The organism is Sporolactobacillus pectinivorans (genome assembly GCF_002802965.1).
Classification (GTDB): Bacteria; Bacillota; Bacilli; order Bacillales; family Sporolactobacillaceae; genus Sporolactobacillus; species Sporolactobacillus pectinivorans.
On record NZ_NXGA01000001.1, the window covers coordinates 238,336 to 254,479 of the forward strand.

Sequence of the window (16,144 nt, forward strand, 5' to 3'; positions counted from 1 at the left end):
AATTTTATCAGAACTCAGCGAAATATATCAGAACTCAAGTCATTTTATCGGAACTCAGTAGCGGATAGTCTTTTTTTTTAAGTTTCCTAGAAAATAGTTGATTAACCCAGTTTTTCGATCACTGCTTTGGTTACAGCTGCCGTCGATTGAGGATTTTGGCCTGTGATCAGATTACCGTCCACTTCATAATGGGTGGACCAATTGGGAGCAGCAACAAAAATAGCTCCCAGATCACGTATCTTACTTTCCAATAAGAATGGCAGGAATGGTTCCAGTCCTATCTCAGCCTCTTCTTTGTCCGTAAACGCGTTAACACGTTTTCCGGCGATAAGTGGCTGACCATTGGATAGTGTTGCACCAACTAATCCTGCAGGTCTGTGACAAACCGCAGCCACGATCTTGTCCCCTTCATAGAAATCGCGCAGCAATTCCTGAAGTTTTTTATTTTCAGGAAGGTCAAACATCGCTCCATGTCCGCCTTAGCAGGAAAATGGCATCGAAACGATCATAAGATGCATCTTCAAGTCTCGATGTGTCTTGCAGATACTTTCCTACATCCAGGATCTCCTGCGGTGTATGCTCATCTACACTGCCGGGATCAACGGTGCTTTTCCCGCCATGAGGACTCGCAATTGTGACAGTGTACCCTTTCTTCTTGAATTCAATGTATGCTTCAGCAAACTCGGATAACCAAATACCCGTAGTTTTACCTTTTGTCATTTCTGTATGATTCGTGACAACCATTAGAATATTTTTTGACACAATCATCACCTCCTAAAAAGTTTTTTATTATTTTGTCATTCTAATCCCGGATATTATATAAAACAAATTATGTTTTTATCTGGACAGTCAAAAGTTTTAAACCACTAAGAAATCAGTAACTCGTCATGTACCTCAGGTGTTTCCTGCTTTTCTTGAATTATTTGCGTTATGGTTAAATGCTGATTTTGTGCAAACCGTTGAAAAATCGTCTGACGTAAATAGGCCATAATCGTTGCCTCTGAGGCTGCTCTCTTGGACGGTGTCCGTAAAAAACGAAAAGCTTTGTTTTGTCGTTTGTTTTCCTTGCGCAACGCAATCATTTGAAGTAGGCCCATTGCGATGCAACTGCACATCATAAAACCTTCGATGGCTTTGACGGTTTGACAAATTCGTTTTTGCACCGGTGATAATCACAACAAACCATTGAAACGCAGCGAATCTATGGAAACGGGAACGGAACAACAGAAGTACGGAATCAATATATTTTAACATGGCCCTAGTCAATCACACTGAGACAGGGTAAACTAGAAACACGATAACCCTAGGTGATTTTTCTCCTCGCTTGTGGTAAAGAGAGGATACCATAAAATCCCATTTAGGGGTTATCCTTTTGTTTATTTACACAGAACTTTTCACTCTCCAGTTTTTATAAACTACCGATAAAAATATTTATACATATGCGAATGACAGAAACAAATAGAAAATTCTCCTCAAGGTACCAAAAATATTTCCCTATTAATTCACAGTGGTAAAGTTTAGTAATTCACTTAGGGTCCGGCCATGATTAAATTATTTGCCCGTCTCCCTTTTTTCTTTTAAAAGCTTTTGAAATTCCCTTTCTAATTCTTCAGAGGGTTCAATACTTAAGCGACTGAGTACTGCCGTTACTTTTGTTTCAAGCAAGAGGCGCTTCTCTTTTTCGTCATCCCGATTCTTTTTCGGTTTGTCGTATTTCCATTGCCGGTAGGTTCCTTCAAACACCCGGATGGTTTGACTGCGGATTTCCAAGATCCGCGTCGCAATATTCTCGATGAATCGGCGATCATGGGAAACGAAAATGACACTCCCCTCATACTCTTTAAGAAGCGACTCTAAAGCGCCAACTGCCTCCATATCAAGATAGTTCGTTGGCTCATCCAAAATTAATGTATTAATATCACTTAAAAACACTTTCGTCAAAGCAACTTTGACACGTTCACCGCCACTCAAAACCCCGACCACCTTATACACATCCTCTTTGAAGAAATGCATGCGGGCAAGCACCGTGCGGATCAGCGTTTCCTCCTGTTTTGATGTCGCGCGGACATTCTCGATGATCGATTTCTCTTCATCCAATATATTTAGATTTTGACTGAAGTAACCGATTTTCATTGCCGGAGAAGTCATGATTCCAGGCTCTTGGTTGATGATCTTCTTGACAAGCGTCGTCTTCCCGCTTCCATTAGGACCGATAATCACTAACTTGTCACCACCACGAACGAGAAAACTCGTTTTGCACCAAAGTATTCGTTCGCCAACCCGGCCGGATACATCCTCTGCGCGGAGAATAATTCGATTCTTAAACGTTTCTTCATTTGGCAGATTCATCTTAAGCGGCTGAAGCTCTTTCACTTTTTCTACCTTTTCCAGTTTTTCCAACCGCGTTTCAATGGCGTTCGCCGTTTTCTGCAGCTTCTTTTGTTTTTTCGTAAAATCTTTTCCCTTTGAATCCGACAAATTGACATTTTTCGGCTTTTTCGTTGCCCGCTGAGCTTTTTTCTCTTTTAATTTCAATGCTTCTTCTAACTGCTTCTTCTTTGTCTCATAGCTTTCATAAGCCGATTGTTGCTCCGCACGCTCTGTTTCTTTTTGCGCGGTATAATTGCTAAAATTGCCTGTATACACTTTGATCTTACCTTCATTGATTTCCCATATTGTTGTGCATAGTGCATCCAGAAAGGCCCGGTCATGCGACACAATGACAAACGCACCCTGCCACTCGTTCAGTTTCTTCTCCAACCATTCAATATGATCCGTATCAAGATTTGTCGTTGGTTCATCAGCAAGCAGCAGTTCCGGAATGCTCACAAGCGCCTTTTGAATGTATTCCTGAGTTACTTCCCCACCGCTTTTTGTTGTATCCGTTCGTTTTAACTGTGGCAACAGCGTACATCGTGCCCGCCGAATCACCGTTCCTTCTTCCGGAACCATCTTTTCAGCAAAAATGTTCAACAGCGTCGTTTTCCCGCATCCATTTCGGCCAACTAATCCAATTCGATCCTTTTGATGAATGTGCAGCTGATCCACATCGAGTAATAAACGATCCTTTACATAATGCTTTATATGAAGCGCTTCTAACAAGATCATCGAATCATCCCCCGTTCTTCATTTTTCGGGGACAAAAAAATGCCCCTATCTGCTCATTCAGAATAGGAGGCATTTGCTGTAGGCGAACACCAAAAAAGCCGATTTTTTGGCTGGCCTCCGATGACCAATCCTATCCTGAAAACACCGATCTGAAAACATAGCTACAGAATAATTCTGCTAGGTATACATATCTTCAGTTATCGGATTTCGAAAATAGGATTAGTTTTTCATCGGCCTTTGGTTCACCCTTCCGTTCATTTCAATTACATTTAATTTAAGCAATACGTTAAGAATTGTCAAATGTTCCGCGATAACGGGTAATTTTAGTACAGCGGTTTTAAATGTGAGGCCTGGTCACTTCGTATCAAACCCCTCTTAAACTCTGACTTCTGCAAAAAAAATTCTTCGTATAGAGCCTGCACTGCTTTTTTCTCAACAGCTTCCTTCACACCGAACATCATGCTTGTTTCAGAAGAGCCTTGATTAATCATTTCAATGTTTATTTTCGCTTCGGCTAATGCTTTTGACGCTCGTGCTGCCGTTCCAATTTTTTGGCGCATACCTTCACCAACAAGCATAATGAGCGCCAGATCATGTTCAACCCTTACCTCATCCGCATCAAGATCATCGATAACTTTTTTAACAATGCTTTTCTCAATTTTTTCATTCATTTGGTTTTGTCTTAAAATAATTGTAATATCGTCAATGCCCGAGGGAACGTGCTCAAAAGATAGGCCCAATTCCTCTAAGGTTAATAAGATTTTCCTGACAAACCCGATTTCTTTATTCATTAAATATTTGCCTACATATATACTGCAAAATTCTTCATCACTGGCTATTCCGACTACAGGTCCATCTGTATTTTTCCTGATGTTCACGATTTTGGTGCCGGGTGCATTCGGATTATTCGTGTTTTTCACATTGACCGGAATGCCTGCGCGAAAAGCCGGAATAAGGGCTTCATCATGAAAAACAGAAAAACCGCCATAAGATAACTCTCTCATTTCGCGATAGGTAAGTTCGCGAATTTCTTTCGGCTGATGAACAATGTTTGGATTCACTGTGTATACCGCATCGACATCCGTAAAATTCTCATATAGATCCGCTTTAACACCATTTGCTAAGATCGAACCGGTAATATCCGAACCGCTGCGTGAGAAAGTTACGACATCGCCATCCGTGTTATATCCAAAAAATCCAGGAAAAACAATAATGCCGGATCTGTTTTTCAACTCGTATAGACGTTCATACGAATCAGGCAACACCTGGGCATTCCCCGGATCGTTACTTACTAAAAGACCCGCTTCTTTCGGAGACACATATTGTGCTTCTAGACCTTTATGTTTGAAAATGGCCGCAATCAGCTTGGCATTATTATCCTCGCCGCTTGCCTTCACTGCCTCTATAAACGATGCCGGGTTGCTTTTATCACCGTTAAGCAAGGTTAAAAGATCGTCTGTAATTTTTTCAATAATATCATTTGAGAGATGAAGTTCTCGTGCGATGCTTTTATATCTGCCTATAATGGTTTCGAAAAGATCACTTGCCTGTTCACCTTTAAGATATCTCTTGGCACAGCTGATTAATAGATCTGTTACTTTTATATCATTTGAATAGCGTTTCCCCGGAGCTGAGACGACCACAATTTTTCGTTCAGGATCAGATGCGACAATACGATAGACTTTCTCTACTTGCGCTCCTGAGGCAAGTGAGCTTCCTCCGAATTTAACTACTTTCATTCCGCAACCCCTACTGTTTTGTAAATTACTGCAAATTTATTCTTAGTATTGCTTATTTCGGAGGAAGAATCAAACCTTTTTTACCTTTTTTACACTTGAAGTCTGAATTTTTTTCGCAACTTTCATTAAGGTTTTCATCCGGCTCTCAATAATTACAAACACGTATATTGTTATGTTAAACTCATGATGAATTTTTCAATCCGATCCATGCCTTCCTTGATTTTCTCCATGGAGGTGGCATAGGAGATACGGACGTATCCGGAGGCGTTAGTACCAAAGTTATCTCCGGGTACCACGGCAACGTGCCGCTCGTCCAAAAGACGATCACAGAATTTCTTGGCTGAAAGGCCCGTGTTTTTTATGTTCGCAAAGATGTAGAAAGCACCCATGGGCTTTATGCAGGAAATAGAGTTGATAGAATTAATGCGTTCATAAATATAGTTGCGCCGCTTTTCATATTCTTTCACCATCATTTCCCTATACTCTGTCCCATTAGAGAACGCCTCTATAGCGGCATACTGGGCGGAGGAGTTAACACAGCTCCAGACTTCTTCGGTAATTTTGGCCATTTCATTAATAAGGCTGACAGGACCCGTAGCAAAGCCTACCCGAAATCCGGTCATGGCATGGGTCTTGGAGCAACTGTCCACAATCAAAGTACGCTCCTTCATACCAGGTAAAGAAGCGATGCTGGTGTATTCCTGAGCATCGAAAAGGATGTGACGATAAACTTCGTCACTGACAACGAAAAGGTCATTCTCTTTGGCGATTTCTGCGATTTCACGGAGAGATTCCTTATCAATGACACTGCCAGTGGGATTGCTGGGAGAGTTCAAAAGAATGACCTTAGTTTTGGGTGTGATGGCCTTCCGTACGTCATCGGGTGAGATAACGAATTCATTTTCTTCCGCCACGTCAACGCAGACAGGAGTTCCTCCACAGAGCACAACCTGCTGGCCGTAATTCGTCCAGTATGGTGAACTGAGAATGACTTCATCGCCAGGATTCAGAAGAGTAGTAAGGCCTAGAAAAAGAGCGCCCATGCCGCCGGTAGTAACGAGACAGTTCTCTATATCATAAGAGATGCCGATCGTCTTCTCTAAGTAATTTATATAGACCTCTCTGAGTTTGGTCAGGCCCGCGCCAGGTGCATATTTTGTCTCTCCTGCATCAAGGGACCGTTTGGCTGCTTCAATGATATTAGGGGCGGAAAAGAAGTCGGGTTCACCAACCGCAAAAGAAATGACATCATCAATACGGGCAGCACGGACCATCATTTCCCTGATGGGCGAATGCTGGATTGCTGTCACTTTATTAGCGTATTTCACTATTTAATCCTCCTGCTTTAGAACTACCAGAATATGATTCCATTTTACTGATAACAAAAATACCTTTTTTTGTTAGTTTAATCCTCTTCAATCATATCAATAATGCACAAAAATGCTATATAGAATGAAAAATTTGTCTTTAGCCTAATCGATAATTTCTTTGTTAATTATGTGTTTTAATTCAATATTGTGTCAATTGTGTTGCAACATATTATAATGAATCTATGTCGGGAATTCGAGCGTTTTGTAAAACATTGTCGATGCATCTGCATCTACGCGTAAAACTTTAATCCCTGAGTGAAAAAGGGGAGCATGAAGTTTTTTCAATCTCAAATTTGTTTTTCTCTAAGAGAGTTTCTGCCAAAGGCATCGTTTTCTATCTATTCTCTCAATTGTTGGACCCCCTATCTCATTCCTCGAGAATGGAATCAGTTATAAAAAATGAAATGAACATTCATAAAAAGGAGTGAGATCATGAAAAAATACCGCTGGGTCATGTGGCGGAAACTGCTGATTATATTAGTAATTATCGCGATCATCATCGGGCTCCTCTGGGCAGGAGGATCAGGTGCACGGAATATCGCCTTTACTATATTAAACTTGCTGTTCCAATTATTTTTTGCCGTACTCATGATTATCATTCAATTTGTTGCACTCTTTTGGTTCCTTGCCAGAGGCCGGACATACTGGATCATGCCCGGTGAAACCGGATCAAACTGGAATGACTACCGGGGCAACCCCGAAATTGTTGAAAATGCCAAACGAATCGTCACCTTGCTCAAGGGCGTTAAAGATTTCAAGAAAATGGGTGGTGAAGCGATACGGGGGATGCTGCTTTGCGGGCCTCCGGGGACAGGGAAATCTTATCTTGCACAAGTGATCGCCAATGAAGCTCAGATCCCTTTTGCTTACGCTTCAGCGCCAAGCTTTCAAAATATGTTCTTTGGCGTTGGTAATTTAAAAGTCATGAGCCTCTACAGAAAAGCCCGGAAACTGGCAAAAACTTATGGCGCCTGTATTATTTTTATTGATGAAATCGATGCGATCGGCATGTCACGGCAAGCAAATGGAGGAGGCAGCGGCATTGGTGCAATGTTTGGTATGGGAGGTTCCGGCCTGCTTAATGAGCTGCTGCTGCAAATGGATCCGCCGAACATTGATCATTCGCGCTTCGCCAAGCTTCTCCGTTCGCTTGGACTCCGGCACAAAAAGGCAGAGCGGCGGGCCGTTCTGACCATTGGTGCCACGAATTTGCCTGACGTGCTTGATCCTGCCCTGCTCCGCCCCGGCCGATTTGATCGGAAACTCTGGGTCTACCCCCCTGACTACGATGGCCGGGTGGATGTGTTCGACTATTATCTTAAGAAGGTCAACCGAGATGATACGTTGACACCGCAAAAAGCGGCATTAGACACCATCGGCTACACACCCGCTCAGATCAAGCACATTGTTAATGAAGCGATTATCATTGCTCATCAGCGCGGCGCCAAAGATGCTGATTACGAAGATTTCAGAGCTGCCATGGAAACTTATGAGTGGGGCCTTCAGCAGCCTCTTCGCTCAATGAGCGCCGATGAAAGACGTAATGTTGCCTATCATGAGGCCGGACATGCGGTTGCCCAGTACTTGCTGAAGCCTCATGAACGCGTCTGGAAAGTCACCATTATCCGCCGCGGCGGTGCGCTCGGTCTCGCAGCAACAAAACCGACACATGAGCGATATAATCAAAGCGACAGTGAAATGCTGGCAGAAATTCAAGTCTGCCTCGCTTCCCGCGCCTCCGAGGAAACTTTTTTAGGAAAGAAACTAAATGGTGTAACCTCCGACCTGCAGCAGGCTACCGAGCTTGCGGGTGCCTATCTTGGAGCAGTTGGGATGGGGGATGAGCTGTTCAGCTGGCTGTCCACGGGATCTCTATCTGATGCACTGAAACAGCTCCGTCCAAAGATCAATGTCCTGTTAAAGGATCAAATGGATCAAGTCAAAATTTTAATAAAAGAACAAACGGACTTCGTTCACGCCATTGCGGCAGAATTACTGAAACGCGGAGATCTCACAGGAGAAGAAATTGAAGAAATCTATATCGGACTGAACGGTCACTCGCGACCTGAAGTGCCTGAGATCAAAACATTGGTAAAAACTTTTGATGATGAAAAATTATCCAAAGAAGCCGCTGAGCAGGAATAAACAACAAAGCCGATTATTTCTCAAAGAGGGAGAGATAATCGGCTTTTCTTATTCAAGCTGAATGTTGAGCTTATCAAATAGGCTCTTAGTCCTTGTATAAAGCTATCTTCTTAATTTGATTTTTGAATATTGATTATTCAACATGTCTCTGAATTTAACAAGTTTGTCCTGTGAACCAATAAACCTTTTAGGGATTATAATGGCTGTTTTTCTTGTTATATATAGTAAGAACATGTCATTATGTTCCCTGATTTACCTGATTTCAGACCAATCATATTGGGTAGAACTAGTTGGGTTAGATATTGTAATTCCAGTATCTTTAAAAATATAATGACTTGTCATTGCACAGACTTTTATTATCTTTGTACCCTCGTTTCGTACGTCTGTTTCCAACAAACAAAGCTGAACCAAACGAAATAGTAAGTAATATTAAGATTACTATCATACCCAACAAATTATATTGAACGAAGTATCCAATACCCATCCAAAATATAAAGTAACTTATCATTCCATAAATAACGGCTCTGAATTTATAATGCCATTGATATTTTTGAAACTCTTAAAGGGTCAATGTACCACTAAACTCCAAAGAATTCTCCACTTTTATGCCTCCTCAATTTTTAAAAATTATGAAACATTTGGATAATATTTCAACTATATCCAGTAATCAATGTTTCGCAACTTGAAAGATAGAAAGTGCCCCAATACCTTACCGGTTCTACGTTTTCCCCGAATTAATTAGCTCAGATTGCTGCTTTTTGTCAGCTATTTTCGATAGCTGTCGGGCAATTTTTCAGAAACCTTTCGACGATCGGATCAATAACTTTCTCCGACAGACCGGGTTCGTCCTCGAAAGCCTCTTGAAACAAGTCGATGAGTTATCCAATCGCTTCGGTAAAGGTGGCATCTGCAAGTTCATCGACCATGAGATAAAGCAGATCGCCAGGGTCCGGTCGTCCTCTTGCTCGCAGTGCTGCACCGCAAGTTTGGATCCCTCTGCCTTTAAAGAAGCAGAGCCCGTAAAATCATTTCCAAAAAAAGCGTATCCAAAATTTGATATTCCTTCTTTACACTTGGCGCTTCGGCCTTTCGTATACTGAAGCAGTCACTTCGGCCGTCTGCTTATCATTTTTGGAGCCGCTCCATGCCTCGATTGAGCCGTTACCGCAAGTGGACCCCGAGCCGCTGGATCAAATAACCGAAGCAAAAGCTCAAAAATGGATCCTGTGCAGCTGCATCGCGATGGGACTGTTTCAACTGCTTGCCTTATGCAATGGGAACGAACGAAAACACAAGATTTTCCGCTTTTTACGGACACCGTCCAAGGGAGCATGCTCAGAAGCGACGATGATGGCTCATTTACGCCAAATGATTTTTCAACGGTTTGCCCGAAACCGGCATTTAACCCTAACGCAAATAATTCAGGAAAAGCAGGAAACTCCTGAAATACAAGACGATTTACTGATTTTCTTAGCGGTCTAAAACTTTTGACTGTCCAGACATATACTATGCGAATATTACTTTTTAGAGAATATCTTATCAGTTGCTAATTGCTTAAATGTTTTAGCATCCTCTTCTTTATCAAAAAATCTTTTGGGTATAGCTATTGCTCGTAATGCTGAAAGATTAAGCAAATACATTTTTTATGTTCGTGAATAGAACGGAATTCAGACCAACCATAAAACAGTTTAGAATTTTTAGTGTTAATATGTACGCCATCATTATCAATTGAAAATTGCCGTTCATTTTTCAACATTGGGTCCGTTCTATATTGAATTGAATAAAATATGACTGTTATAATTTTAATGAGAATAAATAAGCCTATAGTTTGCAGTAAAGAGAGTATTAAGGCATTTATCCAAGGTGTATTCCTTTCAAAATTTAAGTAATTAAGCACAACCAACAAAAAATATAAAAACAAAAATATCGTTCTTAGCTGATAGTACCTTACTTTTCTAAATTCCTTAGATGTCAACTTTCCACTGAAATTAATGTCCATGTTTTCCATAAAATGATCCCTACCTTATTTAATAAATTTGGCTTCCAAAAATGTGGTCTAAACCCACCGTCCTTAATCAGTATTCGAGCAGTGTATTTCCTTAATTATGGAGCAACATTAACTGTCTTGTCATGAAATCTATGGGTGGATAATGGAATGTGTGCATGAGTAAACAGCAAGTTTATTTAGCCATTTCATAAATAATTAATCAGATTAATTAATTTTTAACAAAGAGAACGATTAACACTATCTTTTCTAATATAATTATCGTATCTCATCAGCAAAGAAGGCCAATTATGCGAAATTTTAGAATTAAAAAACGTGATACGGTAAATAAAAGCAAACTCTTAAAAGTGAATACCAAAATATCTTGGGCTATTACTGCTCTTTTAATTGTATATCTTATAACCCATAATTTTATATCATTACTCTTGTTTTTCTTAATGGCATTTATATATTTCTTCAATTTTTCAATTCTTGTCATTAAAGTTATACTAAAAAAAAGAGCTAGGGAAAGATCACAAAAGTAATTAAATAAGCTAGAAGAGCTCCAAATAATATGGCTCCAATACTGTAAATGAAAAGAGATATTATCGAATGAGTTTTTAAGATCTTCAGTATTGTACTTTTCCGGAAATAAATTCTTAGAAGAATGAACAGTAATAGCGCAGGTACAGCCTGTAATAGATGTGGTAAATGCATGTAATTCATTAGAGAAATGTTTTGTACTAACATCAAAAACAAAGATGAGATAAAAATTAACAAAGTATGTCTAAACATTCGTTCGCTGCCTTTCCAATTGGAATGTATGTTTCTATTAATCACATTTCATCCATACCCAATTTTTCACTCAGTATTTTTTATACTGATACCCCACCCCTCTCAAGTATATTTTACATGTAACTAAAAAAAGCGTTCAAGAGTGGATTATCTCTTAAACGCTTCTTCGGATGATATTTTCTTTAATATTATGCCGATTATGCTGCTAAAGTTAATAACAAAGGTGCAAGGGCTGGTATGCCACTCCAGAATTAACATCTGTATTACCATACTGAACACCTGGATTAAGATTATAAATTGACGTTACATCAGGGTATGTTGCACCTGTAATGGTTGAACTCTGTTTGAATTTAAAGGTTAATTGTACTTCTGCTTCAGTTGTAAATGTTGTTGTTACAAGAATATCCTCAAATTTCCCAGATAATGATACGACTAAATACTCGTCTTCCGATGTATCTGGTTGCTGGACTTCAATTTCGATACTCCCTGATTGGATGGCTTTTGCAAGGTCACTAATATATTGTTCTGGATTAGTCACGTTTACATTTGCACCACTACCTATATCATTTAGTCCAGAGATAACATCGAATTCCGTACCTAACGTTTCTCCATTTGTTACAGAAATGGTAACTGCATTGGATCCCTTTGTCTTTAAAGAAGCAGAGCCCGTAAAATCAATTTCCAAAAAAGGTGTATCCAAAATTTGATATTCCTTTTCAAGTTCAAATTGAATGGTCGCAAAATAGCTTGACAGGTTATTAACTGCTTGAATAAATTTATTAATAGCAGTTGTTTGTGCATTAGCAATGTCTGAAGACGACGGTGTATTAGGATTCAGGGAATTAAAACCTTTATCTACACCTGAATAAGCATCCATGTCTACCGGAAAATAGCCTGCAGTGGAATTACCAATAGTAATCGTTGTAAACTGATCAAATGACCATCCAGTAGGAATGTTAAAACCAAGATTACCGCTCCAACCAGTCGACATGTCCGCAACAAAGTAGCCACTAACATATTGAGAGACATTCAGACATACGTTTCGGTCTCCATAGACACCAGCTTGATAGGTGGGAACCGTTTGTTCTGAGAATGCATCAGATATGCCATGGAAGTAAGGAACTACGTTCGAGGTAATATCACTTTGCAGAGCATCGTAATCTACTGCAAAATAAATTCTAGTTCCTTCTGGAATTCCTAAAGCTTTTGCAGTATTAAAAGCAACATGTCCGTCCTCATAACCCTGAGAATAATTGAAATAACTTTCTTGGTAACCACCATCTTCATAAATCGGAAAAACACTTAGTCCTGCACCAAAGATGGACTGTAGTTCACTGGTAGTCATAGCTTTGGAAACACCATTTGCAGTACCGGTTAAGTATCGACCTACATAATTAAAACCGGCGCTTTTCACAACTTGTGATGTTGCATCGTTTAGGATGGTCGCACAATCACATGCTAAAGCGTTTCTTGAAGTATCACCAGCGCTCGTCATCAATCCCTTGATGGTTGTCATATCGGCTACTCCAGTGACTGGAAGAACCATTGCTGTCTGAAAAGCGGTAACCGCAGATTGAACATTGCTGTCATAGACCCCATTGAAGTTCTTAGGGTCATAATTAGTACCATTACAATAAAGGGCATACTCGAGAATCTTCACAAAGTTTGTCCTAGAGTCGTTTAAAGAAAGAGTAGGGCAGTCGCTAGTCGTAGTTGGCCCGAATGTGCCTGTTGCCTCAGAAACGGAAAGCCCCTCTTCACACTGCAGGGCATAAATGAGCGCGGTATTGGTCTCTCGACTGTAAAGACCGTTTGTCTGCAGCAGCCCTGTGTAAGCATTATATTGGTTATTCAAACTCTGCTGGATTGTTCTTATATTCGGATCACCATTTGCATCAAGGACAAAGGGATCCGTATTTAGAATGGCCTGCATGATCATCGCAGTCACGATACCGTCTTGAGTGATCCCTGCATCTGATTCAAACGCTTCAACTGCGGCCTGCGTGTCCGTGTAGAAGATTCCTGTAAACCCGCCTGGATTATAACCTTTACACCAGAAACCTCCCTGTAGAATATATTCCTTATTTGTTGGTGTCGTTAAGTCATCTGATGAGCGAATAGACATGGGAGTGAAGGCTGCTGTTGTTTCGGGACCAAAAGTGCCGGTTGGCGTAGCAATTCCTAATTCAATCTGCAATCCAGCGATCAGTGCCTGTTCCACCTGCTGCCCAGTCTCTCCGTTCTCATCAATTAAACTACCGCCAAAAACGTTCGTGTACTGGGTGTTCTGTCCATAAGTTTGGTTCAGCCATTGCTGAACTTCGAGTACCATTTGATCCATAGTAAAATAACTTCCTTTCTTTTTTTAAATAAATTGATGGAAATCTTGATTAATCAAAAACAGTATGCTAGTGTTTATTTACTAGTTTTTGTATTTGTGGTTTCGGGGTCTTGCTCTTCGAGATTGTTTAACCTACTCGTTATCACCTTGGGGAATGAAATGCCCAGGACAGTTAGATTTTCGATGATAGACAGGCTTTCGTCACAAATCGCAATAAGCGTCATGACCGTCTGAAAAATGGGTGTTCCACGGTTGACTAATGTATCCAGAATGTACGAAAGTATGAGCGAAAGAACTGTTCCTGATTTCTTTAAGAGCCCATTTCTTATAGCGCCTGACTGAAGTTTTTTTTGTTTCATTGCTTTTAATAAACCCGAAATAAAATCAAGAGCCATAAGCAGCAAAAGAAATTCATATATACTGAAGGAATCAAGAGACGTATTTATAAAGAGCACCTCCTTAAGTTAAAGTGTTGTCATCACTTGCAAAAAGCCTAAAGCTAATGCCAACTTGATAAGCGCATTTCTTTTCTTTCGGTAGTACGTTCTTTGTGAAAGCGCCAAATCGTTTTGTATTTCAAAGTCGTACATGCTTTGAAATGACAAGTATTTGTAAAATATAATCTTTTTTTGCTCAACGTCTAGTGAATTAACTGCATGAGAAATGTCAATTAGCGCTTTTCTCTCATGATTTCTGATTTTTTCAAGACAATCATTTCTCAGTTTAATTTGGTCGCCCGTAATAACAAAAGGGGTTTTTGTTATTTTTGCAAATATATAGCGACAATTAAGTAGGAAGTTCTTCACCGTGCCAATAGAATTTTCTACTTTTTTCTTGTTTGTTTCTTTCATCGAATCACCTGATGTCATTGCTTAATTTTCAATGTTTGGCCTGCATAAATTTTGTTTGGATCTTTAATTGAGTTTAATTTTTGAAGCTCAATTAAAGGTACTCCAAAGCGCTCGGCCAGTTTGCTTAACGTGTCCCCTTTTTTCACCACATACTGATCGGACCGACTTGTTTTTTCTAATTGATCCCAAAGATAAAGCCGATGGGTTTCAATAATACTCTCTAATTTCTGAGTACAATCAGGATCAGTAGCGTATCCGTCTTTTTTGATTAGCGTACAGACTAAGTGATAATCCGTTTCCCCAAGAAGATTACTGTATCGTTTATTTCCGCAGAGGAATTTTGCATCGTCCAGAATGCTTTCTGAAAAAGAACTGTATGCTCTGAATTTATCCAATTCCTGATATGCACCTTTTGGTCCATATTCATGGGTTGATACCGTTACGATCGGTCCATGCCATGAAGCATCTGCTTTTATACCAAACAAGTTATTTGATATTGCTGCAGAACCCCAGCTACTCTCTAAAACTGTTTGTGCGTGCTCCCGTAAGTGAGGGAAGTACTCTGTAATTACTCCATCCCATTTCAGCTCCTTGTTTCACAAGATTTAAGAATGTACTTTGTCTTGTCATTTTGATCACCTCCTTTTTTACTATCTTCTTGGGATACTCATAGAATACAACAGCTGTGATGCTTCGCTCTGTCAACTCATTGCTAAATTAATGCCATCTATATTATTATAGGTATATTATAAGAACATATGTTCCTTTTTGCAAATTAAAAAATAATGATTATTATCCCACTATCAGTTAATGGGGAAAAATCCTGAAGTATCAGTTTTTTCGCACCTTGGTATAAAAAAGCGAGAAGGCAGGTTATAACTACTACTGAAGAAGCCAAACATATTGATTAATCAGTCATTGAGTGCGTTCATCTTCATCTCGATTTGTACTTCAGCTGTCAACTATAGATGCGCAAAAAGAGAGAGAAGAATTCCGTTTCAGGAAATGGGGCGTCCGGATCTTTTCTAGCGTAGATTCGGTGGTTCACCTAATAGGATCGCTGCTCATGAAGAAAGATGAAAACTGATTGGAAGGACCGTGTTAAATCAAGATAGAGGAGTTTAAAGGGGCCCTTTAAACAGAGGAAAGACGTGTTTCTGCCTCTTATGTACACTGGCAGCAAAGCATTATCTACCACTGTCATGTAAAAAACGATTATACTATTTAGTACATACTAACTTTAATATAGCTAGGAGGGGTTAGACACATGTCGTTATTTAAGAAAAAAGTCAAACCATTCCCCAACCTGAAAGCTGCCATCAAGGCTGGCATTGCCGCCGGAATCGTTTCCGGACTGGTCAAATTTGGATGGGAAAACGTTCTGCCGCCGCGTACTCCTGAGCGTGATGCAACAAACCCGCCTCAGAAACTCCTACAGCAAATGGGGCTCCCTGAATCGGCAACCCATGATACATATCGGTATTCTGGCCATGACCTGCCATGGGTCAGTTATGCCGTTCACTTCGGCTTTTCCACATCGTTTGCTGTACTCTACGAAGTGCTCGCCCAGTATGAACCGAAGATCAAGACCGGTGGTGGGTCCGTCTTCGGTCTCGCTGTTTGGGCAGCCTTTCACTTAGGTGTTATGCCGGCAATGAAAACTGTGCCGCCAGCCAAAGATCAGCCAGCTGAAGAACACATTTCCGAAGCGCTGGGACACGTCGCCTGGATGTGGACCAATGATGTCATCGGTGACGAAGTTTACCGCCGGCTGACCGAACGTAAAGAATGATGCAATACGGTACCAAGCG

Annotated in this window: 13 protein-coding genes and 1 pseudogene; 3 read left to right on the top strand and 11 right to left on the bottom strand. The window is 40.4% G+C overall.

The window, feature by feature from the left end; translation table 11 throughout:
- Positions 1–101: 101 nt before the first annotated feature.
- The 5 genes and pseudogenes from COP04_RS01200 to COP04_RS01220 all read right to left on the bottom strand — a co-directional run bounded on the left by COP04_RS01200 (position 102) and on the right by COP04_RS01220 (position 6,175).
- Positions 102–762, bottom strand: a pseudogene (locus tag COP04_RS01200) (type 1 glutamine amidotransferase domain-containing protein).
- A 104-nt stretch (positions 763–866) separates the two neighbouring features.
- Positions 867–1,115 carry a hypothetical protein gene (locus COP04_RS01205; RefSeq protein ID WP_100486334.1) on the bottom strand — a complete coding sequence of 83 codons (249 nt, stop codon included), beginning with the start codon at positions 1,113–1,115 and terminating at the stop codon, positions 867–869.
- A gap of 436 nt (positions 1,116–1,551) precedes the next feature.
- On the bottom strand, positions 1,552–3,108 hold the full coding sequence (locus COP04_RS01210; protein ID WP_100486335.1) for a Vga family ABC-F type ribosomal protection protein: 1,557 nt from the start codon (positions 3,106–3,108) through the stop codon (positions 1,552–1,554).
- A 323-nt stretch (positions 3,109–3,431) separates the two neighbouring features.
- Positions 3,432–4,847 carry an aspartate kinase gene (locus COP04_RS01215; RefSeq protein WP_100486336.1) on the bottom strand — a complete coding sequence of 472 codons (1,416 nt, stop codon included), beginning with the start codon at positions 4,845–4,847 and terminating at the stop codon, positions 3,432–3,434.
- A gap of 170 nt (positions 4,848–5,017) precedes the next feature.
- Entirely contained in the window at positions 5,018–6,175 is a 1,158-nt protein-coding gene (locus COP04_RS01220; protein ID WP_100486337.1) for a pyridoxal phosphate-dependent aminotransferase, read from the bottom strand.
- Positions 6,176–6,649: 474 nt separating this feature from the next.
- On the opposite strand from COP04_RS01220, the gene COP04_RS01225 reads away from it, so the two are divergent.
- Positions 6,650–8,362, top strand: coding sequence for an AAA family ATPase (locus tag COP04_RS01225; protein ID WP_100486338.1), 1,713 nt, complete (start codon positions 6,650–6,652; stop codon positions 8,360–8,362).
- Between the two features lie 102 nt (positions 8,363–8,464).
- On the opposite strand, the gene COP04_RS20635 is transcribed toward COP04_RS01225, so the two are convergent.
- Positions 8,465–8,614 carry a YcxB family protein gene (locus COP04_RS20635; protein ID WP_420852774.1) on the bottom strand — a complete coding sequence of 50 codons (150 nt, stop codon included), beginning with the start codon at positions 8,612–8,614 and terminating at the stop codon, positions 8,465–8,467.
- 801 nt (positions 8,615–9,415) lie between these two features.
- Here COP04_RS20635 and COP04_RS01235 point away from each other — a divergent pair.
- A complete protein-coding gene (locus tag COP04_RS01235) occupies positions 9,416–9,844 on the top strand; it encodes a hypothetical protein (RefSeq protein WP_100486340.1) in 429 nt (142 codons plus the stop codon).
- 35 nt (positions 9,845–9,879) lie between these two features.
- On the opposite strand, the gene COP04_RS20640 is transcribed toward COP04_RS01235, so the two are convergent.
- From COP04_RS20640 to COP04_RS20165, 5 genes are all read right to left on the bottom strand, one after another.
- Entirely contained in the window at positions 9,880–10,002 is a 123-nt protein-coding gene (locus tag COP04_RS20640) for a YcxB family protein (RefSeq protein WP_157800121.1), read from the bottom strand.
- 1,350 nt (positions 10,003–11,352) lie between these two features.
- Positions 11,353–13,482, bottom strand: coding sequence for a glycoside hydrolase domain-containing protein (locus COP04_RS01250; protein ID WP_100486343.1), 2,130 nt, complete (start codon positions 13,480–13,482; stop codon positions 11,353–11,355).
- A 74-nt stretch (positions 13,483–13,556) separates the two neighbouring features.
- Complete coding sequence (locus tag COP04_RS20645) at positions 13,557–13,937, bottom strand: phage holin family protein (protein WP_100486344.1); 381 nt, start codon at positions 13,935–13,937, stop codon at positions 13,557–13,559.
- A gap of 9 nt (positions 13,938–13,946) precedes the next feature.
- Positions 13,947–14,333 carry an ArpU family phage packaging/lysis transcriptional regulator gene (locus COP04_RS01260; protein ID WP_157800124.1) on the bottom strand — a complete coding sequence of 129 codons (387 nt, stop codon included), beginning with the start codon at positions 14,331–14,333 and terminating at the stop codon, positions 13,947–13,949.
- Between the two features lie 14 nt (positions 14,334–14,347).
- Positions 14,348–14,920: a glucosaminidase domain-containing protein gene (locus tag COP04_RS20165; RefSeq protein ID WP_338062862.1), complete on the bottom strand. Its 573-nt coding sequence runs from the start codon at positions 14,918–14,920 to the stop codon at positions 14,348–14,350.
- A 680-nt stretch (positions 14,921–15,600) separates the two neighbouring features.
- Between COP04_RS20165 and COP04_RS01270 the strand changes: the two genes are divergently transcribed.
- The gene (locus COP04_RS01270; protein WP_100486347.1) at positions 15,601–16,125 is read left to right on the top strand and encodes a DUF1440 domain-containing protein; all 525 of its coding nucleotides are present in this window, start codon (positions 15,601–15,603) and stop codon (positions 16,123–16,125) included.
- Positions 16,126–16,144 lie beyond the last annotated feature (19 nt).

Coding starts and splice junctions, on each gene's coding strand:
- COP04_RS01205 (WP_100486334.1), bottom strand. CDS start 1,115: ATGTGCAGTTGCATCGCAATGGGCCTACTTCAAATGATTGCGTTGCGC.
- COP04_RS01210 (WP_100486335.1), bottom strand. CDS start 3,108: ATGATCTTGTTAGAAGCGCTTCATATAAAGCATTATGTAAAGGATCGT.
- COP04_RS01215 (WP_100486336.1), bottom strand. CDS start 4,847: ATGAAAGTAGTTAAATTCGGAGGAAGCTCACTTGCCTCAGGAGCGCAA.
- COP04_RS01225 (WP_100486338.1), top strand. CDS start 6,650: ATGAAAAAATACCGCTGGGTCATGTGGCGGAAACTGCTGATTATATTA.
- COP04_RS20640 (WP_157800121.1), bottom strand. CDS start 10,002: ATGTATTTGCTTAATCTTTCAGCATTACGAGCAATAGCTATACCCAAA.
- COP04_RS01250 (WP_100486343.1), bottom strand. CDS start 13,482: ATGGATCAAATGGTACTCGAAGTTCAGCAATGGCTGAACCAAACTTAT.
- COP04_RS01260 (WP_157800124.1), bottom strand. CDS start 14,333: ATGAAAGAAACAAACAAGAAAAAAGTAGAAAATTCTATTGGCACGGTG.
- COP04_RS01270 (WP_100486347.1), top strand. CDS start 15,601: ATGTCGTTATTTAAGAAAAAAGTCAAACCATTCCCCAACCTGAAAGCT.